The sequence below is a fragment of the Pseudoalteromonas sp. TAB23 genome (assembly GCF_000498075.1).
In the GTDB taxonomy this organism is placed as follows: domain Bacteria; phylum Pseudomonadota; class Gammaproteobacteria; order Enterobacterales; family Alteromonadaceae; genus Pseudoalteromonas; species Pseudoalteromonas arctica.
In genome coordinates, this window is the sequence record NZ_AUTP01000119.1 from 1 (window position 1) to 21,295 (window position 21,295).

The following is a 21,295-nucleotide window of genomic DNA, read 5'->3' on the forward strand; positions in this document are numbered from 1 at the left end:
AGCTGTCTCTTATACACAAATCCCTGCTAAGAAATTAGCGGGGATTTTTTTGAACTAAATCTCAATGTCATGATCAGATCTTCAAATCTTGTTTGAGGGCACATTATGATTAACGAACATACTCATTGGGCAAAACAACAATTCGGTAAATCGGACTTAGGTGATCCAAGAAGAACAGCGCGTCTGGTAAAGTTAGCATCAACGCTTGCAAATGAACCAGGAAAACCACTTGTGAACATCACTCAATCCCCCGCCNGATATGGAAGGTGCCTACCGCTTTATTCGCAACGAGAATATTGACGCAACGGCTATAGCAGAGTCAGGCTTTAAAGCCACGGTTGAACAAGCAAAAAGTCATAACTTATTGCTCGCATTAGAAGACACGACCACACTAATTTATAAACATTCCTCCATTCGAGATGATTTGGGTCATGTCGGACGAGGAGCAAAACAACGAGGCTTGTTAGCTCATAGCGTATTACTGTTTGCGCCAGACACAAAGCAAGTTGTGGGATTAATTGAACAGTCTCGCTGGAGTCGTGATATCAACACGATTGGAAAAAGAGAAAAACACGCGACGACTTCTTACGAAGAAAAAGAAAGTTACAAGTGGGAGTCAGCGTCACGAGCGATGGCAGAGCGGCTGCAAGGACAAATGGCGAACGTGATATCGGTGTGTGACCGCGAAGCGGACATCTACGAATACTTGCAGTATAAACTGACCGAGCAGCAACGATTCGTCGTACGCTCGATGCAAAGTCGTCATATTGAAGAAGGTGAGGATAAGCTCTATGCGTTCGCAAGCGAGCTGATGAGTGCAGGCACCAAACACATCCACATTGCACAAAAAGGAGGAAGAAAAGCCCGAAGCGCAACACTGGATATCACCTATGCGCCAGTGACACTCAAAGCGCCTTACAATAAGAAAGGACGCTCCCTACCAGTTTACTATGTCGGCTGTGCAGAGCGAGGAAACGCTGAGAACGGCTTAAGCTGGCACCTATTAACCAGTGAACCAGTCACCAGCAAAGAAGACGCCTTAGCTATCATCACCTACTATGAGCACCGTTGGCTTGTAGAGGAATACCATAAAGTCTGGAAAAGTGATGGCACGGATATCGAAAGTTTACGCCTTCAAAGCCAAGATAACATGGAAAGATTGGTGACGATTAATGGCTTTATTGCGACGCGAATATTGCAACTAAAGTTCACCAATGAGCAGCCTGATTCTCCAAGTTGTGAACAACTGTTATCTCCCAAAGCATGGAAGTTATTGTGGTTAAAGAGAATAAAAACACCATTGCCTGAAACTGCTCCAAATATGTCATGGGCGTATCAGGAACTGGCAAAGTTAGGAGGCTGGAAAGATACCAAGCGCACAGGGCGTGCATCTGTGAAAGTGTTATGGCAAGGATGGCTTAAGTTACAAGCCATCCTGGAAGGCTACGATTTAGCAAAATCTCTTGAGTCAGACTTGTGATCAAGAGACAGCTAATAGCGCCTTTTTAATGTTTTTTAGTTTAATTGGCTTATTAATAAACTAAAAAATGCTTCTTTGTTGTCGCATGTTTGGGCATTCAAAATAAGTTGCTCGCCTAGTGCTAATGTTTGTTTTTGCACTATAAGACGCGCTTTCTCATCATTTATGCTATCTATATCGGTTACATGTGCGAGCCCTATGGTGCGCCTAATTAACTCAGCACCACAGTAGCCAATGGCGTCTTGTAATACGCCCTTTATAAAGTATTCACCGTAGCCTGTAACCTTTAGCGCACCTTCAGTAGTGTGCTCATTTATAAGCGTAAGCCAATGCTGTTCAAATAAGGTATAGCATTCAACAAGGGTGCTTAATAAGTGGGTTTGGTAATTACGACGAGCCACAAAATCTCCAATATGCCCGTATTGTGCGCAGTAATTTAAAAGTAAATTGCCAATAAAAGAGCCAATATCGAACCCAGCAGGTCCAAAAAAACCAAACTCTGGGTCAATCATCTTTGTATTATTACAATCAACAAAAATGCTACCGCTGTGCATGTCACCATGAAGTAATGTTTGCGGGTTAGATAAAAAATTAGCTTTTAGTTTTGCTATTTCTAACTTTAATACGCTGTTTTTGTGTATTGCATCAACTTCGTTTTGTAGTTGCTTTGGGTAGTTATTGCGTTCGTGCTCAATGTACGGATCGCTAAAAAATAAGTCTTCAGTGATTTGGCAGAGCTCAGGATTAGTAAATTGACTAACGAGTGCTTTTTTAGTTTGTGCGGTTAAATAAAAATCTGAATTATAAAAGCCAGTATGGCTTAAGTAGGTCGCTACATGCTGCGCCAATTTAGGAAATTGCTCCGCATTATTTTGTGCAGTGCGCAGTATTTGTAAATTACCTAAATCCTCTAAAATAGTCAGCGCTTGCATTTCACTATAATGTAAAACCCTAGCAGTATAAGTTGGGCAAATAGCGCCATGATTAAGCAAAACTTGCGCTTCTATACGAGCTCTATCAAGTGTTAATGGCCACGACTCGCCCACACAACGCGCGTAAGGCAGAGCTTGCTTCAAAATAACGCTATTGTTTTGCTCATCAGTAATTCTAAATACCAAATTAAGATTGCCATCGCCAAACTCATATGCCGATAAGGTTTGTCCTTGAGCAAAAAAATTACATTGTTTAGATTCAATTAATGTCGATACGTAATCGATAGCGCGCTGTGCGTTAAAAGCAACATAGTTAGTCATGGTTTAAATCTCAAAAATCAGCTTTTAAGCATTCTATACCTTTAAATGTTTAGATGTCTATAAGTCTAACTTGAGAGTTATTCAAAGTGGTGTAAAATAACGTTACGTATTTTTAATACCTTAAGCATTATGCAAAATTTAATCGCAAGCAGTTTAAAATATGAAAACGGGTCGCTTAGTGTGCTCGACCAATATTTACTTCCTCACCAGCAGGTATGGCATCAATGCCATGATGTAGAAACCATGAAAGAGCTGATCATTAGTTTAAAAGTACGTGGAGCTCCACTTATTGGTTTAAGCGCGAGCTTGTTAGTGGCGTATTTAGCTGAACAAGGGGTAGTAAAAAGTGAGCTTGAAAAAGCAATCAATGAACTAGAGGCCACTCGTCCAACGGCAGTTAATTTAATGCATTGTATGGCGGCATTGCGAAAAGCTTTAACGCAAAGCGATTATGTTGCCGGTATTGTTAGTACAGCTGAGCGGTTGTTTATTGAAGATATTGAGCTGTGTGAACGAATGGCAACCCGTGGCGCCGAGCTTATAAATAGTGGCGACAATGTATTAACTCATTGCAATACAGGGGCGCTTGCAACCGCTGGTATTGGTACTGCACTAGGTGTTATCTATAAAGCGCAGCAAAAACATGGCAACGTACATGTGTGGGTTGATGAAACACGACCATTATTACAAGGCGGTCGCTTAACTGCCTTTGAGCTTGAGCGCTGGAAAATACCTTACACATTAATTTGCGATAATATGGCAGCAAGTTTAATGGCTGCAGGTAAGGTAGATAAAATAGTAGTGGGGGCTGATCGTATTGCCGCCAATGGTGATTTTGCTAATAAAGTGGGCACCTATAATTTAGCCGTACTAGCGCATTTTCATAACATTCCATTTTATGTGGTCGCGCCTATTACCACGCTTGATACCAACACCGCGTGTGGTGATGATATAGAAATAGAGCAACGTAATCCTCAAGAAGTGCGCGGAGTTAGCGGTAGCTTTGGTGAGGCTTTATGGGCGCCCACTAATGCTAATGTGTATAACCCTGCATTTGATATAACGCCGGCAAAACTGGTCACAGGGTGGGTGTTAGACACGGGTGTGTATGACCAGCAACAAGTATTAATGGGTAAACTTAAAGAGCTAACTCAATAATATGCGACTGAATTCTGAAAGAAACTCAGAGGTACTATTTAGGTAGTTGGGGTAGGCTTTTTCTATTGATTTCAAGTCGCTCCCCGCTACCAGAAGCACGTTATTGTGAGTTTGTTTTTCTTGTTCGGCGTAATGTGTTAGAGCTTCTTGCTTTTTATTCTCTGCATATAAAAAGACTCGACCCATTTGTGTTTCAGTGTTGTGAACGAGTAAAGCAAAGCCTGTATCTTTCGATTTATTTTTAATTTCGTCAACTTGGAATGCGCGATTAAATGCATCAAGCTTATGAAATGCGGCTAGCTTTTTATTTAGTGCCGAAAGCTCATCAACAAAGGCCTGCGATTGTTGTGAACTTAATTGATTTGAACCATCTTTGACTGCAAGAAACTCACCCATGATAAAAAATAATCGCTTCCAATCTGTGTCGGCTGCTTGGGGATTGGTTTTTAGTGTTTCTTTTTCAATAATATCTACAATTTCAACAGTAGTAGCCCAAAGGTGCTGAAGCCTAGTGCGCAACTGAACTTCAATTTGAAAGCCTTTATAATCGTGAGATTCTAAATTGTTATAACTTTTATAAACACGATGAATACCTCTATAGCCTGTCGCTTTTGGGTTTTCAATATAATCATATGACTTAACGCTATGAACTGCTCTACTCGAGTCTAAACTGGCGTTGAGTTGATATAGATGCTCTAGATTATCTAAGATTACTCGGCAGCCACCTATATCGTGCATTCGCTTCAGATTTATTGCGTTTTCACTTTTACCATCCAACGAGGCTCTTTGTAACTTATCTATAATAGTTGGCAAGCGCTTTAAGCGTCTAACTATAGTCGCCGATTCTAGCAAATGAAGCTTTTTTACATGTTTCCATACGAGGTTTTTAATAATAGTCAGCGGATATAAATGTGCTGCACGATAGTTTTGTACAACCTCTATTGCAAAGTCAAAATCACCTTCATTTTTACGAAAAATACGACCAGCCTTTTCAACTTGCTTACGTGAGTAGGCTAGTTGTTGTTTAGACTTTTGATATTGTTCGTTCACCATTGGAAAGTTACTCTTTATCAGCTGCATTGCTAAAATAATATTACAGAGTTAAGTGATTGAAGTCATCCTGCAAATTGCATAAATACGCTTATAGAAAATATAGTTTAGGCATGCGTGCACTGAGCTTTATTAATCGAGTAAGGGAAATTGCTCTGCAATAGACGAGTCAGTACTTTTTGCTACCCAGCCCTCTGTATTGTTAAATAAGCGAATGGCAGTAAACTCAGGGTCGCTTCCCATATCAAACCAATGCGGGGTAAGTTCAGGTACTGAAATTAAATCGCCTTGTTGGCAAAGTACCTGATAAACCTTATTGCCTAAATGCAGGCAAAATAGCCCTTGGCCTTTTACAAAAAAACGCACTTCGTCTTCATTATGAGTATGTTCAAATAAAAACTTTTTGCGCAGCTCTGATGCGCCAAGATTACCTTTAGCTAGAGATATAACGTCTACTGTTTGATAGCCATTTTCGATTTTTAACCGATCTATATCGCTTTTGTACGCACTAATAATTTGCTCATGGGTGGTGTGCTCATTAATATCTGCATTTGTTTGCCACTGTTCAAAACGTACGTTTACTTTAGCTAGTTGCTTTGCAATATCATCAGCATTTGATGTGTTTACAAGTGCTTTGGTTGCATCGTTGTCGGCATACACTGTTAATTGGCTCATACTAATTGCCCCAATTTAAATTGGCTAAAGTCATTAATATAAGGGTGTGCTTTAGTGCTTGCTTGCCCATCACGAATTAAATGTAGTGTTTTTAAGCCTGCAGCTTGCGCGGCATCAAGTTCACCGGCTACATCACTTAAAAAGAGTATTTCTGCTGCTTTAAACGGTAATAGCTTAACAATAGTGTTATAGGCTGTTTGTTCTTGTTTTGCGCCAACTTTGGTGTCAAAAAAGTCAGTAAACAAGCTGCTAATGTCGCCATAATCACTGTATTTAAAAAGTAGCTGCTGCGCTTTTACCGACCCTGACGAGTACACATACAAAGTAATATCGTTGTTGTGTTGAGCTTGTAAAAAATCAAATGCATCTGGGTATAAATGACCTTTAAAATCACCGTGTTCATACCCTGTTTGCCAAATTAAGCCTTGTAACTGCTTAAGTGGAGTGATTTTTTTATCTTCATCAATCCAGGTAAGTAAAGTGCTAATGACTTCTTCTATATCGGCGTTTGGCTTTTCGACAAGGGCTTTTATGGCATTAATTTGCTCGGCTACATCTGGCTTATCAGCATTGGCACGTACAAAGGTAGGTAACTGCTTTGCCGCGTAAGGAAACAACACCTCTTTAACAAACGAGATGCGGGTTATTGTGCCTTCGATGTCGGTTAAAATAGCTTTAATCATTTAGTTACTCCCGCTTGAATACCGATTATTTTCAGGCGCTCTAGTTCGCAACTAAATAAAAACTCTAAGGCTTCTAGGTGGCGACGAACTTCATCAATATTACGCCCTACTGCATATAAGCCATGACCACGTATCAGTACGCCGTGCTCTATCGGCGTATGTAAATGATGGTCACTGACCAGCAGGCTTAATCGGTCAATATCTTGATCGTTATCGAAAATAGGAATGCTCAGCGTTTCTAAATGCGAAGTAAAGCCGCTCAGTGCTTTTTGCATTTCATAGCCTGTTAAATCAAGTTGATGCCTTTGGGTAATTTGCGACAGTACGGTGGCGGCTACAGAGTGAGTATGCAAAACACACTGTGCATCAGGTATAAGCTGATACAAACTTAGGTGTAATTGTGTTTCTGCCGATGGCTTTACAGCTCCTGCTAGGCGCTCGCCTTGGTGGTCTAATTGCAAAAAATGCTCTTGCGTAAGTGAGCCTTTATCGTGCCCACTTGCCGTAACAACAAAGCCAGTGCTAGTACGAGCTGAAAAATTTCCACCTGTTGCGGGTACCCAGCCTTTTTGGCTAACCCATTTTCCGGCTTCAATAAGTTGTGAAATAGCGGTATTGTTTTGCATACATTCCTCACTAATGAGCGTAAAGTTAATTGTTTTTAGACGGCTATACTTCTGTTTTAAGCAATGATAGCATCGCTTTAAGCGCAAAACCATCATTAAGGGCATCACGTGTTTGAAAGTAAATTACCAAATTTAGGCGTTAGTATATTTAGCCAAATGAGTGGGTTGGCTAATGAGTTTTCGGCAATTAATCTCTCTCAAGGCTTTCCTGAGTTTGATGCTCCTGATCTTTTAAAAACGCAGTTAAATTATTATGTGCAGCAGGGCGTTAATCAATATTCACCTTCAAGTGGTGTACCACGATTACAGCAACAAATTGCTGATTTAGCAAAGCGTAAATATGCAGCTGCTATAAACGCAGCTGATCAAGTTACTGTTACCTCAGGTGCAACAGAGGCATTGTTTGTGGCTATTCAAACAATCGTGCGCCCCAGTGATGAAGTGATTGTATTTGACCCTGCATATGACTCCTACCAACCCGCAATTGAACTCGCTGGTGGAAAGTCGGTACACATTGCTTTAAGTGCGCCAAATTACACTATTGATTGGCAAGTAGTGAGCCAAGTAATTACTAAAAATACCCGTGCAATTATTATAAATACGCCTCATAACCCAAGCGGTAAAATATTACAGCCACAAGATATAAAAGAGCTTAAAGAGTTAGTTGGTACTCACAATTTGTATGTAATAAGCGACGAGGTATATGAGCACATTACGTTTGATGAACAACCACATTTAAGCGTATTACGCGATGATGAATTATTTGCCAAAAGCTTTGTTATATCGAGTTTTGGTAAAACGTTTCACAGTACGGGCTGGAAAATGGGTTACTGTATTGCACCTGCCGATTTAGCTGTCGAATTTAGAAAAATTCATCAGTACGTTACGTTTTCAAGTTTTACCCCCGCACAGCATGCGCTTGCCGATATGCTCGAGCAGCAAGGCGAGCATATAGATGAGCTAAGTGGGTTTTATCAGCAAAAACGCGACTTATTAGCGAGCCATTTAAGTAATAGTCGTTTTAAAATTTTACCTAGCCAAGGCACTTACTTTTTATTATTAGATTACAGTGATGTATCGGATTTAAACGATGTTGAATTTTGCCATTGGTTAGTTGAGCAAGCAGGTGTGGCGGNCAAAAACCACCAACCGATAAAGTAATTCGCTTATGCTTTGCTAAAAACGACAACACTCTCATAGAGGCTGCGCAAATATTATGTCAACTTTAACCATTACAGCATTGCAAAGCTCGCTTTATTGGCTTGATAAAGACGCTAATTTAGCCATGTTTAATAAACAGCTTGACGCAATTACGCATCAGCCCGATCTTATTTTACTGCCAGAAACATTCTCGACTGGCTTTGCTATTAATTTAGATTGTGCAGAGCCCGAAAATGGTAAAGTACTGACTTGGTTAAAAGCGCAGGCTCATAAACATAATGCGGTTATTGCGGGTTCGGTACTTGTTGCACAAGGCGATAAAAAAGCAAATCGGTTTTATTGGGTAAAACCCGATGGAGAGGTGAGTTATTACGATAAGCGCCATTTATTTCGCTTAGGCAGTGAGGGCGACTACGTTGTAGCAGGGCAAGCGCGCAAAGTTTTTGAAATCAATGGTTTTAAACTATTACCGCAAGTATGTTATGACCTGCGTTTTCCGGTATTTCAACGCAATAATAACGACTACGATGTAATGATAAACGTAGCAAATTGGCCTGCTGTACGCCGCCATATTTGGGATACGTTACTTATGGCGCGTGCAATGGAAAACCTATGCTACGTAGTAGGCGTTAATCGCGTGGGTGACGACGGTAATGGTGTGGCGCACAATGGCGGTACCGCAGTATACGACTTTAAAGGCGATGCATTAACTAAAGCGCAAGATGACACTGAGCAGCTAGTTACTATCACGCTTGAAAAAGCGCCACTGGATGAGTTTAAAGCAGCGTTTCCTGCCTATTTAGATGCAGACCCTTTTACATTAATATAGACACGTTAATTTAGCGCAGAGCCAATAAAGTGTTAAAATAGTCGCTGATATTTTTGTTGGCGGCTAATATACATTATGAACACTTTAATCACTCCTGTAATTTTAGCTGGTGGCATAGGCTCTCGCTTGTGGCCGCTTTCTCGCCAAGCAATGCCTAAACAGTTTTTATCACTACTAAATGAAAACATGTCATTGCTGCAAAGTACATTGGCGCGTGTTTCTAATGAGTTGTTTGATAATGCTATTTTAGTGTGTAACGAACAGCACCGATTTATTGCCGCCGAGCAGGCTGAAAGCTCAGCTCCTACTGCATTATTACTCGAACCCAAAGGTAAAAACACCGCGCCTGCCATCGCATTAGCCGCCCACTATGCACTGCAAAATGGGATTACCGGCCCGCTATTAGTGATGCCTGCCGATCATCATATTAAAAACTTTGATGTATTAACAGCTAAGCTCCCTGAAGCTGTAAAACTTGCTGAGCAAGGAAAGCTAGTTACATTTTCTATTACTCCTACAGAGCCGCATACTGGTTATGGTTATATAAAACAAGGCGCGGCTATTGTTGGAACGGGTTGTTACGATGTTGCTCAATTTAAAGAAAAGCCTGACTTAGATACAGCGAACCGTTATTTAGCTCAAGGTGGTTATAGCTGGAATAGCGGCATGTTTTTATTTACCCCTGCGGCCTATTTAAAAGAGCTAGAACGGTTTGCGCCAAAAATAGCAACGAGTGTCGCTGCAGCGGCACAATTTACCAAAGATTTAGGGTTTACCCGCCCAAGCAATAGTGCGCTTGAACACTGCCCAAGCTATTCAATTGATTACGCCATTTTAGAGCGCAGTAATAACGTAGTTGTTATGCCTGTTGATTTAAAATGGAGTGATGTAGGTAGTTTTTCATCCCTTGATGCGCTTACAAAAAAAGATGAAAACGGTAATAGTTTAAATGCTAATTATATGGCTCAAAAAAGCACTAATAACTTAGTTATTAACGAGGCTGAACACACTATTGCCACGCTTGGAGTAAGCAATTTAGCAATTATTCATACTCATGATGCCACGTTAATTGCAAACCAAAATGAGCTAGATTCTTTGCCTTTGTTGCTTAAGCAAATTGCTACAACACAGGCTGATAAACTTAATCATCATCAAGTGGTTTTTCGCCCATGGGGGAATTACCGTACTTTGGTTGAAGGCACTAGCTTTAAAGTTAAGAAAATTACTGTTAACAGTGGTGCTAAGCTTTCGACGCAGCGCCATCAGCATCGCGCTGAACATTGGGTTGTGGTTTCGGGTATTGCAGATGTGTGTATTGATAAGCAAGTACATACGCTAACGCACGACCAATCGTGTTATATCGCCGCAAAGCAAATTCATAGCTTGGCTAATAATCAAAAAGAGCCGTTAATTGTCATTGAAGTGCAAACCGGCACTGTACTTAATGAAAGCGATATAGAGCGATTTGATGATAAATATGGAAGAGGCTAATAATTAGCTATTTTTAAAGCTAATACACTATTACTCTAACTGCCCGCGCACAAACTTTAAATATTGCTCTAAGCTGCGTTGCCACAGATCTAACGCTTCATCAAGCATATCGTTGTGTGGCTTTTTATCGAGTAAACGACGCTCTATTTTTTTAAGCTCAATACCATAGCGATTAAAACCAAGTTGCAGAGCAGTACTTGCTTGGCGATGTAAAAGCTTAATGCATTGCTCTGGTTGTTGATCAATAAGCTTTTGACAGCGAATTAGCTTGTTACGCGCCGAAAGCACAAACTCATTATAAATCGACGATACTTCATCTTCACTAAACGAGCTGGTGAGTGTTTCGGCCGCTGTTTTGTCATACAAGGTATCAATAAGCTCTACTGCAATGCTCGCAGTTTGATTAGATTGAGAGTCGCTAAGTGCTTGGCGAAGCTTTTCGTGCTTAATAGGCTTGCCTACAATGTCTTTTATTCCTAATTCTAAATACTCTTTTACTTCGTCAGGGCTAAGGCTTGCAGTAAATGCGAGTACTGGAGTTCGTTGATTTTTATGATCAATGCGTTTTAGACGTTTAAGTACTTCTTGGCCTGTTAAATCAGGTAGGTTCATATCAAGCAAAACAACATCGAAGTGGTGAGCTTGCATGAGTTCTATGGCGCTTTTCCCATCTTTTGCGAGCTTAATTTTGTGCTCATCGTCGGCCATAAATTCTATAGCAATTTTTTGATTTAAATCTAAATCTTCAACCAGTAGTACATCAAGACCTGTTAAGTAATCTTTAGTTTGATGGCGCTGCTCTACAAGGCTTAATTCACCTAAAGTAAAAGTAACGGTAAAGCTAAATACACTACCAGTACCAAGCTGGCTGGCTATTTCGAGTCGGCTACTGAGCTTTTCAAGCAGGCGACTGGTAATAGCTAAGCCAAGGCCGGTTCCGCCTTTCTCTTTTCCTGCACTACTTTGTACATAAGGTTCTGTTAAGTAGGCTATCTCATCATTTTCTATACCTGGCCCTGAATCTTTGACACTAATTTTTATAGTGTGCTCAAGTTGTTTTTCTAATACTAAATCAACCTGAATTTTAACGGTTCCGTGGTCTGTAAACTTAATGGCATTACCCACTAAATTAATAATTATTTGCCTAAGTTTTTGCTGGTCGCAGTAATAACAGGCTTGCTCAGGAATATTACATATTAGTTCAAACTTGAGTTGCTTTTGCTCGGCAAGAGGGCTTAGTAATAAACATAAATTATTAAGCCATGTTTTAAACTCTACATCTTCTTCGTAAAGCGCTTCGTCACTTTGATCTAGGCTCGCGTAATCAAGGACCTTATCTACCAATAAGTTAAGTGATTCGGCAGAATTTATAATTGCCTCGCAATAGGCTTTATTGCGGGTATCACTTGTTTGGTTCATAACAAGTTGGGCGCTGCCTAAAATACCGTTTAGTGGGGTGCGAATTTCGTGGCTTATTGTTGATAAAAAGAGCCCGCGTATTTCTAAGTCTTTTTGTGCTTTATCGGCGAGTTTATTGAGGTGCTGCTCTCTGCGCTCATTACATAATAAGGCCATACCTGCAGCATAAAACATGGGCGCAATTACCCCGTTTAAAAATAATAAAGAGCTAAACCAGCCGTTTACTAAAAGATTTTTTTGTTCAATGTTATCCATAAATAACGAGCGGCCAATAAAGCTTAAAGCAACAAGCGTTAAAATGGTTATGTATACAATACTGCCATTAGGATAGGGTTTGCGTGCACACTTAATAAATATAAACAGTAAAAAACCGGCTTCTGCTATGTGTTGTATATCGGATGCAATCACTCTTTCGTGTAAAGATGGGTCAAAAAAGGTGTAATAGCCAAGCATTACAGTGCAAAAAGCGGTCACTGAGCAGAGTAATTTAAAACCAATACCGCGATAATTTAAAAACTGACTAAGTGAAAGGCAGTGCACTATTGATGCGGCAAACATCATGCTACTGGCAGCGCTAATAATTACTAAATTATGTGTATCACCAACAAGAGTAAAGCCAATAACAGAGCCTAATAGCAATATGGGATAAAAAATGTATAGCAGCGTGCCCGATATTTGTTTGTTTGTTCGCCATGTCAAAAAGTTAAGTAAGGTCATTACGACCATGATGGCGATGCTGGCAAAGTAAAGAGTGAAGGAGTCGAGCATTAATATTCCAGCAAAGTAGCTATTAAACTAAAGTTATCAAAAGTATACACTTATACCAATCCTCAAAACAGATCACTTAGGCAAGCAAATTGGTATTAAATCAGTGTGTAACACATACAAAAACAGACACCTAAGTGTCTGTTTTTAATTTTAAACTAAATATATGATTAACGAATTTCATCAGGGATATTTTGTTGTGCCCAAGATAGGAGCTCAATACGGTTACGACATTTAGTTTTTCTAAATGCGCTATATAAATGTGTTTTAACTGTGTGTGGACTGATACTTAAATCTTCTGCGATTTCTTTATTCTTCGAACCTTTACTCATTAGTGAGATTATTGCTTTTTCTCGCTTAGTAAGTTTAACAGGCTCAATATCGCCTTCGGTTAGTTTATGCAGCGCATCTTTATTAAATTGCAGCATACGATTTAATGCATTACACATAATATCGCGACGGTACCAAAGCTGATCTTCAAGTAGTAAGCGAATACCTTTCATTAATACATCGGCGTTATCTGTTGTGTAAAATACGCCACGAATACCGCTCAACAATGCACGATTAGCAAGCTCAGGGTTTTCGTCTAGATTAAATAATATGATATCGCATTTAATACGTAGGTTTACTAGTTGTTCTTTTAGTTTTCCCCATGCATCCTTGCTAGATGTTTCGATAAACAAAAGTCGAGTCCCTTCAGGTATATCTAAAATATTAGTACCCGTGGTTACGTCAAGGCCTTGCGTTTTTAACAAAGGTTCTAAAACGTTAATACCAATAGTGTTAATTGGCTCTTGATCTAATAACAAAAAGGCTGAACTGCTCATGTTTTTATACTCTTTTATAAAGCTGACTGTTTAAGTTTATCACGACTTCCGCACCTTTTGTATTAGAAAGTCGCTGAAGCACTCAATAACAAATACGATTTTACGATTATTTAAACATAAAATGTTGCAAATAAGTAACTATTTATTCTTTATAACCATGAAAAATCATAACATTTGTAACTAGTTGGTTGAGCAGAATAGTTAGATAAAAATATTTAATTAATTTACTTTTTTTACATTTTGGTAAGGTGGCCAGCCCATTTCTTTACCGCCAAGCATATGTAAATGTATGTGATAAACGGTTTGTCCACCATGTTCGTTACAGTTCATGACCACGCGGTATCCGTCCTCAGCAAAATTGTGCTGCTTAGCTAATTTTGCCGCAACAACGTATAAATTGCCTACTAAATGTGAGTTTTCAGGATTTATATCATTTATAGTAGCAATTGCTTTTTTTGGGATAATTAATACATGAAATGGCGCTTGTGGGTTTATATCTTTAAATGCGAGAGTGTTTTCATCTTCGTAAATAATATCTGCCGGGATTTCACGATTAATGATTTTGGTAAAAATAGTTTCTTGGCTCATAGTGTGTTCCTAATTAAGTGTTGTGAATTTTAAGCTCACTAATGACAAACTTTCAAAGCAGTGTCAAACTGAAATCAAATAAAGGAGTTAATATGCTTAAACCAATTTTAATAAGTAGTGCAGTTGCATTACTACTTAGTTTTTCGGCTAATGCTGAGAATATTCACTTTCCAGAAGAATTTGTACCACTGCAAGTGGGCGATAAAATGCTAGAAAGCTCTTTGTTTAGTCGTATTGATGATGTAGAGCTTGCTCCCGGAACTTATCAGCTTAGGCTAAAGTACACCGATTTATATGAAGATGATTATGACACGCATGAAGTTGTGGAGTCGGAACCATTTTGGGTAAGTGTAACTGTTGAAGCAGGTAAAGATTATACCTTAGTGTTTAATCGTGCTGAAAATTCAGTATCTGCAAAAGTATTTGCAGAAGCACCACAAGTTAGTTTAAAAGCAAAAAGTAGCGCTGTTGCTAAGCCTTTAAGTGTTATTTCTAACACGCAGCTAGCAAGCAATAAACCGGTAATGCAAAATACAATGCCTGCAGGACCTTCACGTCCTAGTCAGCCAATAAAGCCGATAGCACCAATTACAGGTAAAGGAATGCCAAGTGCGCCGCAAATGCTTGATTTTTGGTGGCAACAAGCCACAACTACAGAGCGTAAAGCTTTTTTAGAAAAAGTAACAAAGTAAAATAACAGAAAAACAAAAAGGGCCAAATTTGGCCCTTTTTAGTTTCTAGTTAACGCTATTTATTCAAATAATGCGTCAATAGTACCTTGCGCAAGAGGGTGATACCCAGGGCGTGCTTTTAAGTACACGCTTTGTGCCCAGTCTTTTTTACCGTTAGTGATAAGTGATTTATATAACGGCACAATTAACTTACGACGGCCAATACCTGATAAGTGCTTATTAAGCGCAGGATAAATTGGTTGATAACCATTACCTACTGCTAGCATAAACCAAGCAAACGCACGTTCAGCGTTAGTTGATTGCGTTAGGTTAAATTCACTATCAAGCTCGCTCATTTTCTCTATGCTTAAATCGCGTGGTAAGTTATTTAAAAAGTGTAGCCACTCATGCACAGACCAATCAGCCGTTGGTAGTTGAGCTGCTGTTGTGTCGCCTTTCAACCATGCTGCTGTTGCAGTATCTACTTTATCAAATGCATCAGACGTAGGATTTGGCGCATCACTTGGTAAGCCAGGCTCAAAAATCCATTCGTTTACTTTATCCATACTTACAACACCAGGGTACTTCTCAATTAAGTTAGCTTTTAAGTAAGTAACAAATTGCGCGGTAGTAAGTGATTTAAACGAAAACTCTTTAAAGTACGCTTTTACAAACGGGTCAAACTTATCGCGGCCATATTTGTTTTCTAGATAGATTAAAAATAACTGACCTTTAGTGTAAGGCACTGAGCTAAACGCATCGTCTGGGTCGCGGCCATTAAGTTTTAAATTAAGGCGTGTATCTGGTGCATCAATTGTTTTAATTTGTGCGCGTAAAGACGCTGAATCAAGTGCTTGTTCCATAACCGCACGGTCACGACCAAATACTTCTTCCATAATGCGGTTTTCAACGTACGAGGTAAAACCTTCGTTTAACCATAAATCTTCCCACGTTGCGTTAGTTACTAAGTTACCTGACCAAGAATGAGCAAGCTCATGGGCAATAAGGTTAACTAAGCTTTTATCACCGGCAACAACCGTTGGAGTTATAAATGATAAGCGTGGGTTTTCCATGCCACCAAACGGAAAACTTGGCGGTAGCATTAATAAGTCGTAGCGACCCCATGCATATTCGCCGTACATGGCGTTTGTTTTGTCGATCATGGCTTGGGTGTCGTCAAATTCAGCAACTGAGGCATCTAAAATTGTAGGCTCAGCAAATATGCCAGTTTGGTGCGACATTGCTTTAAATTCTAAGTTACCTGCGCCAATAGCAATTAGGTAAGGTGAAATTGCTTGTGGCATATCAAAAATGTAGTCGCCATCTTTATAAAGCGCATCTTTGTTATCGGCACTCATTACAGCACGTATATCTTTTGGTGTATGAATTCGTGCAGAGTAAGTTACACGCATTGCGGGTGTATCTTGCACTGGGATCCAACTACGTGCATGAATTGCTTGCGATTGGCTGTACATAAATGGATGTGTTTTACTTGCCGTTTGCTCTGGTGTTAACCATTGCAGGCCAGATGCTTCTGGACGACTGTTGTAGTAAATACGAACTAATTCAGCTTGGTTTTTAAACTTAATAGTAAGCTTTGAACCTTTAACGTCATCTCGCTTAGCTAAATCAAAAGTCGCTTTTTTCCAGTTACCACTTTGATCTTTGTACATTACTTTATCAATGTCTAAGTCGCGGGTATCAAGTACGAGAGTTCTACTTTTGCTGTTGTTCCACTGAAGAGTATGCTCAACAAAACCTTCTAACTGCTTGTCGGCAAAGTCGACATCTAAATCAAGGTTTAAGTGAGTAGTAACAACATCATCAAGGTTAGCATACGAGTTTTGGTCAATCGCATTAGCCATTGTTTGCGAACACATACCCGCCATAGCGAGGCTTAAAAAAAGAGGTTTAATTTTCATCATTACTCTGAACACAAATAAAAAAGTGCTGGTTTTATATCACGATTGACACGGTGGGTTGAGTGATTTTTACAATCTAGTGCCACATTTGCGACGATGAGGTAAACTATTGCGATTAGTTACCGGTATTTTTAGAGAGCTTTGTGGCGCATTCATTACACTCCTTACATACATTCGCATTAAACAGCCAATGCCAAAATTTTGTTGAAATTACTCAGCTTGAGCAACTTAAAACGCAAAGTTTTAGTGCACCGTTTTGTTTGCTAGGCGAGGGCAGTAATACCGTATTTTTAAATGACTACATGGGTACGGTTATAAAAATAGCCTTAAAAGGCATTAAAATTACCGAGCGTGAGAGCGACACACTAATAAGTATTGCTGCAGGCGAAAACTGGCATCAACTAGTCAGTTATTTATTAGAGAAAAATATACCCGGGCTTGAAAATCTAGCACTTATACCGGGCACTGTTGGCGCATCACCGGTACAAAATATTGGTGCTTATGGCGCTGAGATAGCTAAATTTATTGAGTTGGTAGAGTACTTTGATATAACCACTAAAACTATGCACTCACTAAATAATACACAATGTGAATTTGCTTACAGAGACTCAATATTTAAAAATGCTCTCAAAAATAAAGCGGTGATCACGCAAGTGCATTTAGCGCTCCCAAAAAAATGGCAACCAGTATTAAGTTATGGCCCCCTGCAACAGCTCTCAAGCATTACCCCGCAAGCAGTATTCGATCAAGTAATACAAACTCGCAATAGCAAATTACCTAACCCATATACACTTGCCAATGCGGGTAGCTTTTTTAAAAACCCAATAATAACCAACCAGCAGTTAGCTGAACTATTAAAGCAATTTGCAGATTTACCTCATTACGAATATGGGCAAAGTCATCACAAGGTCGCGGCAGGTTGGTTAATCGATCAAAGTGGTTTAAAAGGGCACCGTGAGGCCGGTATCGAAGTGCATCAACAACAAGCATTAGTACTTGTTAATCACGGAAATAGTGAAGGTATCGACCTAATAAATATGATTAAACACATTCAGCAAGTGGTTTATACACGTTACAACATTATGCTAGAACACGAAGTACGTTTAATAGATGCGCGCAGCGAATGCCATATTAACGCGGAGCCTGAGCAATGAAAGCACCTGATGGAAACAAACTCGCTATTTTAAATGCACTTAACCAAGGGGGCTTTGTATCTGGCCAAGCCTTGGGTGAAAAGCTAGGAATTAGCCGAGCTGCGGTGAGTAAACATATCAAAACGTTACAAGAAATGGGCTTGGACATTTTTAAAGTGACTGGCAAAGGCTATTGCTTAAATAACCAAGTGGGCCTTTTAAATAAAACGCAAATTGATCAGCACTACAAAGCGCTAGGTGCTAATACTGCCGATGTAGAAGTACACCCTATTATTGATTCGACCAACAGCGAGCTTATGCGCCGTATACAGGCTAAAACAGCGCTTGAGTCTGGTACTGTTATTGTTGCTGAAATGCAGCAAGCAGGGCGCGGCCGACGCGGCCGTGTTTGGCAATCCCCATTTGGCGCTAATCTGTATTACAGTTACTTTTGGCGTTTAGATGACGGGCTTCAAGCTGCAATGGGTGTATCAATTGCGGTAGGCCTTGCTGTTTATGATGCAATTAAAGCGTTATACCAAATTGACGTAGAGCTTAAATGGCCTAACGATATTTATATAAATAAACAAAAACTTGCAGGTGTGTTGGTTGAATTAGATGGGCAACCGCAAGGACCTTGTCAGTTAGTGATTGGTATAGGTATTAATTTACAAATGCCTGAGAGTTTTAGCCAACATATAGACCAAGCGTGGACCGACTTAAATCAACATACTCAAAAGCTTGATAAAAACCAGCTGGTGGCGTCACTTACTTATCATTTAGAGCAGCGCTTAGTGCAGTATCGTCAAACTGGCTTACAAGATATGTATGAGCAATGGAATTCGCTTAATGCGTTTGCTGGCGATTATGTTGAGCTAAATACAGGACACCGAAGCTGGCGTGGAATATGCGAAGGTATTGACCCACAAGGTGGAATACGAATTCGCCAAGATGGTGAAGTGAAAAGTTATTACGGTGGGGAAGTCTCCCTCAGAAAGGCGCAAGTATGAGATTACTGATCGACGTAGGAAATACATCACTAAAAGCTGTGCTGTGGCATAACGAGCAAGCACAACCAGCAGATATAAATAACCTACCTTGGTTGCAAATAACCGAAGTGATTTATGCGTGCGTAGGGCGCAGTGATTTACTAAACGATATTCTCGCGCAAGCGGCTAGCAATAATATTACTTGCTTTGAGGCCAAGGTAACCAAAACGCTTGGAGATCTTGTATGTGCTTACGAGCATGTGGGTAACTTAGGCATAGACAGGTGGCTTGCGCTTATTGCAGGCTTTACGTTATATCCAAACACAGCATGTATTGTTGTTGATGCGGGTACTGCGACAACAATTGATGTGCTCAATAGTGAAGGCCTACATTTAGGTGGCTGGATTTTACCCGGGCTTGATTTAATGACCTCATCGCTTACACAAAACACCCAACGTGTTTTTGATGACGGTAAAACACCGTTTACTAATGAATTGGGTAAAAACACGCCAAATGGTTTAAAAAACGGTGCCTTAGTGGCAACCACCGGGGCAATTGAGCAAGCTAAGCTGAATTTAACGGCTCAAAAAACAGAACAAGCAACACAAATTATTTTTGCTGGTGGCTATGGCTCACTATTGCAGCAGCAATTTGCAGGAAGTATTTTTGATTCATTGCTCGTAATGAAGGGATTGAATTATTGGTACGAATTAACCGAAACAGTATAAAAAAGTGCAAAAAACGCGTTTTCGCGTGAATATTGAGCATTTAAACTAAAAATTTACACTTTTTTTAATTTTATTGTTGCATCCCAATAAACCTTACTCTAATATCTCGCCCCGTACTAAAGCAGTGCCGACTTAGCTCAGCTGGTAGAGCAACTGACTTGTAATCAGTAGGTCAACCGTTCGACTCGGTTAGTCGGCACCACTTTCCTTTTACCGGAAGTGAATTAGTAGAGAATTATCGTGGAGGGGTTCCCGAGCGGCCAAAGGGATCAGACTGTAAATCTGACGGCTCAGCCTTCGCTGGTTCGAATCCAGCTCCCTCCACCACTTTATTCTTGACGGTTAGAGGTAGTTTAAGAACAGATTTTTATGCGGGCATCGTATAATGGCTATTACCTCAGCCTTCCAAGCTGATGATGCGGGTTCGATTCCCGCTGCCCGCTCCAGTTCTTGTGTTGCTGATATAGCTCAGTTGGTAGAGCGCACCCTTGGTAAGGGTGAGGTCGGCAGTTCGACTCTGCCTATCAGCACCAGTCCTAAGAATCTCCTTGATTACTTCCTTTATCTGTCAGAAAATACTATTTGAAAAAATTAACTTAATCTACCTCTGGTGGATTATTTTCATATGTAATTTAGATACACAAAACTGATAGGTTCCGTCATGGCAAAAGAAAAGTTTGAACGCGTAAAACCGCACGTAAACGTTGGTACAATTGGCCACGTTGACCACGGTAAAACTACACTAACTGCAGCAATCACTAACGTACTTGCAAAAGTATACGGCGGTGTTGCTAAAGATTTCGCATCAATCGACAACGCTCCTGAAGAGCGCGAACGTGGTATCACTATTTCAACGTCTCACGTTGAATACGATACTCCTTCACGTCACTACGCACACGTAGATTGTCCTGGTCACGCCGATTATGTTAAAAACATGATCACTGGTGCTGCTCAAATGGACGGCGCGATCTTAGTAGTTGCTGCGACTGATGGCCCTATGCCACAAACGCGTGAGCACATCCTTCTTTCTCGTCAAGTTGGCGTTCCTTACATCATCGTGTTCATGAACAAATGTGACATGGTAGATGACGAAGAGCTACTTGAACTAGTAGAAATGGAAGTTCGTGAACTTCTTTCAGAATACGATTTCCCAGGTGATGACTTACCTCTAATTGCTGGTTCTGCGCTTAAAGCGTTAGAAGGCGAGAAAGAGTGGGAAGATAAGATTGTTGAGCTTGCAAACGCACTTGATACTTACATCCCAGAGCCAGAGCGTGACATCGATAAGCCATTCATCATGCCTATCGAAGACGTTTTCTCAATCCAGGGTCGTGGTACTGTTGTAACTGGTCGTGTTGAAGCTGGTATCATTCGCATCAATGACGAAGTAGAAATTGTTGGTATCAATGATACAACTCGTTCTACTTGTACTGGTGTTGAAATGTTCCGTAAGCTTCTAGACGAAGGTCGTGCTGGCGAAAACATCGGCGCACTTCTACGTGGTACTAAGCGTGAAGATGTTGAACGTGGTCAAGTACTAGCTAAGCCTGGTTCAATCAACCCACATACTACATTCACTTCAGAAGTATACGTACTTTCGAAAGATGAAGGTGGTCGTCATACTCCATTCTTCAAAGGTTACCGTCCACAGTTCTACTTCCGTACAACTGACGTAACAGGTGACGTACAGTTACCAGATGGCGTAGAAATGGTAATGCCTGGTGATAACATCAAGATGACAGTAACTCTAATCGCACCAATCGCGATGGATGAAGGTCTTCGTTTTGCTATCCGTGAAGGTGGTCGTACTGTAGGTGCTGGTGTTGTAGCAACTATCGTAGCGTAAT

General features: G+C 40.3%; 17 protein-coding genes, 4 tRNA genes and 2 pseudogenes. 14 read left to right on the top strand and 9 right to left on the bottom strand.

Annotation, left to right across the window (positions count from 1 at the left end; translation table 11 throughout):
• Positions 1 to 105 precede the first annotated feature (105 nt).
• A pseudogene (locus L654_RS01000000125425) lies at positions 106 to 1,480 on the top strand (IS4 family transposase).
• Positions 1,481 to 1,515: 35 nt separating this feature from the next.
• Here L654_RS01000000125425 and mtnK read toward each other — a convergent pair.
• On the bottom strand, positions 1,516 to 2,733 hold the full coding sequence (gene mtnK, locus L654_RS0103630) for an S-methyl-5-thioribose kinase (RefSeq protein WP_024607291.1): 1,218 nt from the start codon (positions 2,731 to 2,733) through the stop codon (positions 1,516 to 1,518).
• Positions 2,734 to 2,862: 129 nt separating this feature from the next.
• On the opposite strand from mtnK, the gene mtnA reads away from it, so the two are divergent.
• Positions 2,863 to 3,891 (top strand): S-methyl-5-thioribose-1-phosphate isomerase, encoded by a 1,029-nt coding sequence (gene mtnA, locus L654_RS0103635; protein WP_024607292.1) that lies wholly within the window; start codon positions 2,863 to 2,865, stop codon positions 3,889 to 3,891.
• Here the strand turns inward: mtnA and L654_RS0103640 are convergent.
• The 4 genes from L654_RS0103640 to L654_RS0103655 all read right to left on the bottom strand — a co-directional run bounded on the left by L654_RS0103640 (position 3,880) and on the right by L654_RS0103655 (position 6,925).
• On the bottom strand, positions 3,880 to 4,944 hold the full coding sequence (locus L654_RS0103640; RefSeq protein WP_007579871.1) for a RelA/SpoT domain-containing protein: 1,065 nt from the start codon (positions 4,942 to 4,944) through the stop codon (positions 3,880 to 3,882). The two genes, mtnA and L654_RS0103640, sit on opposite strands and share 12 nt — an antisense overlap.
• A 129-nt stretch (positions 4,945 to 5,073) precedes the next feature.
• Positions 5,074 to 5,616: a cupin domain-containing protein gene (locus L654_RS0103645; RefSeq protein ID WP_024607293.1), complete on the bottom strand. Its 543-nt coding sequence runs from the start codon at positions 5,614 to 5,616 to the stop codon at positions 5,074 to 5,076.
• Positions 5,613 to 6,299, bottom strand: coding sequence for an acireductone synthase (mtnC, locus tag L654_RS0103650; RefSeq protein ID WP_024607294.1), 687 nt, complete (start codon positions 6,297 to 6,299; stop codon positions 5,613 to 5,615). The genes L654_RS0103645 and mtnC overlap by 4 nt, the downstream gene beginning before the upstream one ends.
• The gene (locus L654_RS0103655) at positions 6,296 to 6,925 is read right to left on the bottom strand and encodes a methylthioribulose 1-phosphate dehydratase (RefSeq protein ID WP_024589460.1); all 630 of its coding nucleotides are present in this window, start codon (positions 6,923 to 6,925) and stop codon (positions 6,296 to 6,298) included. Before L654_RS0103655 ends, mtnC begins: the two co-directional genes overlap by 4 nt.
• 108 nt (positions 6,926 to 7,033) lie before the next feature.
• On the opposite strand from L654_RS0103655, the pseudogene L654_RS01000000125430 reads away from it, so the two are divergent.
• The 3 genes and pseudogenes from L654_RS01000000125430 to L654_RS0103670 all read left to right on the top strand — a co-directional run bounded on the left by L654_RS01000000125430 (position 7,034) and on the right by L654_RS0103670 (position 10,406).
• Positions 7,034 to 8,154, top strand: a pseudogene (locus tag L654_RS01000000125430) (methionine aminotransferase).
• A complete protein-coding gene (locus L654_RS0103665; protein WP_024607295.1) occupies positions 8,142 to 8,915 on the top strand; it encodes an amidohydrolase in 774 nt (257 codons plus the stop codon). Before L654_RS01000000125430 ends, L654_RS0103665 begins: the two are co-directional and overlap by 13 nt.
• 75 nt (positions 8,916 to 8,990) lie before the next feature.
• Positions 8,991 to 10,406 carry a mannose-1-phosphate guanylyltransferase/mannose-6-phosphate isomerase gene (locus tag L654_RS0103670; protein WP_024607296.1) on the top strand — a complete coding sequence of 472 codons (1,416 nt, stop codon included), beginning with the start codon at positions 8,991 to 8,993 and terminating at the stop codon, positions 10,404 to 10,406.
• A 30-nt stretch (positions 10,407 to 10,436) separates the two neighbouring features.
• Here L654_RS0103670 and L654_RS0103675 read toward each other — a convergent pair whose 3' ends face one another.
• From L654_RS0103675 to L654_RS0103685, 3 genes are all read right to left on the bottom strand, one after another.
• On the bottom strand, positions 10,437 to 12,593 hold the full coding sequence (locus tag L654_RS0103675) for a response regulator (RefSeq protein WP_024589456.1): 2,157 nt from the start codon (positions 12,591 to 12,593) through the stop codon (positions 10,437 to 10,439).
• 167 nt (positions 12,594 to 12,760) lie between these two features.
• Positions 12,761 to 13,417 (bottom strand): response regulator transcription factor, encoded by a 657-nt coding sequence (locus L654_RS0103680; protein ID WP_004334929.1) that lies wholly within the window; start codon positions 13,415 to 13,417, stop codon positions 12,761 to 12,763.
• 219 nt (positions 13,418 to 13,636) lie between these two features.
• On the bottom strand, positions 13,637 to 14,005 hold the full coding sequence (locus L654_RS0103685) for a histidine triad nucleotide-binding protein (protein WP_024607297.1): 369 nt from the start codon (positions 14,003 to 14,005) through the stop codon (positions 13,637 to 13,639).
• Positions 14,006 to 14,097: 92 nt separating this feature from the next.
• On the opposite strand from L654_RS0103685, the gene L654_RS0103690 reads away from it, so the two are divergent.
• Positions 14,098 to 14,697 carry a DUF2057 domain-containing protein gene (locus tag L654_RS0103690; protein WP_024589455.1) on the top strand — a complete coding sequence of 200 codons (600 nt, stop codon included), beginning with the start codon at positions 14,098 to 14,100 and terminating at the stop codon, positions 14,695 to 14,697.
• 59 nt (positions 14,698 to 14,756) lie between these two features.
• Here L654_RS0103690 and L654_RS0103695 read toward each other — a convergent pair whose 3' ends face one another.
• Positions 14,757 to 16,598, bottom strand: coding sequence for a M1 family metallopeptidase (locus tag L654_RS0103695; RefSeq protein ID WP_024607298.1), 1,842 nt, complete (start codon positions 16,596 to 16,598; stop codon positions 14,757 to 14,759).
• 143 nt (positions 16,599 to 16,741) lie between these two features.
• Here L654_RS0103695 and murB point away from each other — a divergent pair, with 143 nt between their 5' ends.
• The 8 genes from murB to tuf all read left to right on the top strand — a co-directional run bounded on the left by murB (position 16,742) and on the right by tuf (position 21,294).
• Positions 16,742 to 17,752: a UDP-N-acetylmuramate dehydrogenase gene (gene murB, locus L654_RS0103700; RefSeq protein WP_024607299.1), complete on the top strand. Its 1,011-nt coding sequence runs from the start codon at positions 16,742 to 16,744 to the stop codon at positions 17,750 to 17,752.
• Positions 17,749 to 18,741, top strand: coding sequence for a bifunctional biotin--[acetyl-CoA-carboxylase] ligase/biotin operon repressor BirA (birA, locus tag L654_RS0103705; RefSeq protein ID WP_024593804.1), 993 nt, complete (start codon positions 17,749 to 17,751; stop codon positions 18,739 to 18,741). The genes murB and birA overlap by 4 nt, the downstream gene beginning before the upstream one ends.
• Positions 18,738 to 19,448, top strand: a complete 711-nt coding sequence (locus L654_RS0103710) for a type III pantothenate kinase (protein WP_024607300.1) — start codon at positions 18,738 to 18,740, stop codon at positions 19,446 to 19,448. Before birA ends, L654_RS0103710 begins: the two co-directional genes overlap by 4 nt.
• A 126-nt stretch (positions 19,449 to 19,574) precedes the next feature.
• Positions 19,575 to 19,650 (top strand) — tRNA-Thr (locus tag L654_RS0103715).
• Between the two features lie 40 nt (positions 19,651 to 19,690).
• Positions 19,691 to 19,775, top strand: a tRNA-Tyr gene (locus tag L654_RS0103720).
• 44 nt (positions 19,776 to 19,819) lie between these two features.
• Positions 19,820 to 19,894 (top strand) — tRNA-Gly (locus tag L654_RS0103725).
• A gap of 11 nt (positions 19,895 to 19,905) precedes the next feature.
• Positions 19,906 to 19,981: transfer RNA gene (locus tag L654_RS0103730), tRNA-Thr, on the top strand.
• A 128-nt stretch (positions 19,982 to 20,109) separates the two neighbouring features.
• Complete coding sequence (gene tuf, locus L654_RS0103735) at positions 20,110 to 21,294, top strand: elongation factor Tu (protein ID WP_024589451.1); 1,185 nt, start codon at positions 20,110 to 20,112, stop codon at positions 21,292 to 21,294.
• The last annotated feature ends 1 nt before the right edge of the window (position 21,295 follow it).

Excerpts from the sequence above, each read along its gene's own strand:
- mtnK (WP_024607291.1), bottom strand. The coding sequence starts at position 2,733 with ATGACTAACTATGTTGCTTTTAACGCACAGCGCGCTATCGATTACGTA.
- mtnA (WP_024607292.1), top strand. The coding sequence starts at position 2,863 with ATGCAAAATTTAATCGCAAGCAGTTTAAAATATGAAAACGGGTCGCTT.
- L654_RS0103640 (WP_007579871.1), bottom strand. The coding sequence starts at position 4,944 with ATGGTGAACGAACAATATCAAAAGTCTAAACAACAACTAGCCTACTCA.
- L654_RS0103645 (WP_024607293.1), bottom strand. The coding sequence starts at position 5,616 with ATGAGCCAATTAACAGTGTATGCCGACAACGATGCAACCAAAGCACTT.
- mtnC (WP_024607294.1), bottom strand. The coding sequence starts at position 6,299 with ATGATTAAAGCTATTTTAACCGACATCGAAGGCACAATAACCCGCATC.
- L654_RS0103655 (WP_024589460.1), bottom strand. The coding sequence starts at position 6,925 with ATGCAAAACAATACCGCTATTTCACAACTTATTGAAGCCGGAAAATGG.
- L654_RS0103665 (WP_024607295.1), top strand. The coding sequence starts at position 8,142 with ATGTCAACTTTAACCATTACAGCATTGCAAAGCTCGCTTTATTGGCTT.
- L654_RS0103670 (WP_024607296.1), top strand. The coding sequence starts at position 8,991 with ATGAACACTTTAATCACTCCTGTAATTTTAGCTGGTGGCATAGGCTCT.
- L654_RS0103675 (WP_024589456.1), bottom strand. The coding sequence starts at position 12,593 with ATGCTCGACTCCTTCACTCTTTACTTTGCCAGCATCGCCATCATGGTC.
- L654_RS0103680 (WP_004334929.1), bottom strand. The coding sequence starts at position 13,417 with ATGAGCAGTTCAGCCTTTTTGTTATTAGATCAAGAGCCAATTAACACT.
- L654_RS0103685 (WP_024607297.1), bottom strand. The coding sequence starts at position 14,005 with ATGAGCCAAGAAACTATTTTTACCAAAATCATTAATCGTGAAATCCCG.
- L654_RS0103690 (WP_024589455.1), top strand. The coding sequence starts at position 14,098 with ATGCTTAAACCAATTTTAATAAGTAGTGCAGTTGCATTACTACTTAGT.
- L654_RS0103695 (WP_024607298.1), bottom strand. The coding sequence starts at position 16,598 with ATGAAAATTAAACCTCTTTTTTTAAGCCTCGCTATGGCGGGTATGTGT.
- birA (WP_024593804.1), top strand. The coding sequence starts at position 17,749 with ATGAAAGCACCTGATGGAAACAAACTCGCTATTTTAAATGCACTTAAC.
- L654_RS0103710 (WP_024607300.1), top strand. The coding sequence starts at position 18,738 with ATGAGATTACTGATCGACGTAGGAAATACATCACTAAAAGCTGTGCTG.
- tuf (WP_024589451.1), top strand. The coding sequence starts at position 20,110 with ATGGCAAAAGAAAAGTTTGAACGCGTAAAACCGCACGTAAACGTTGGT.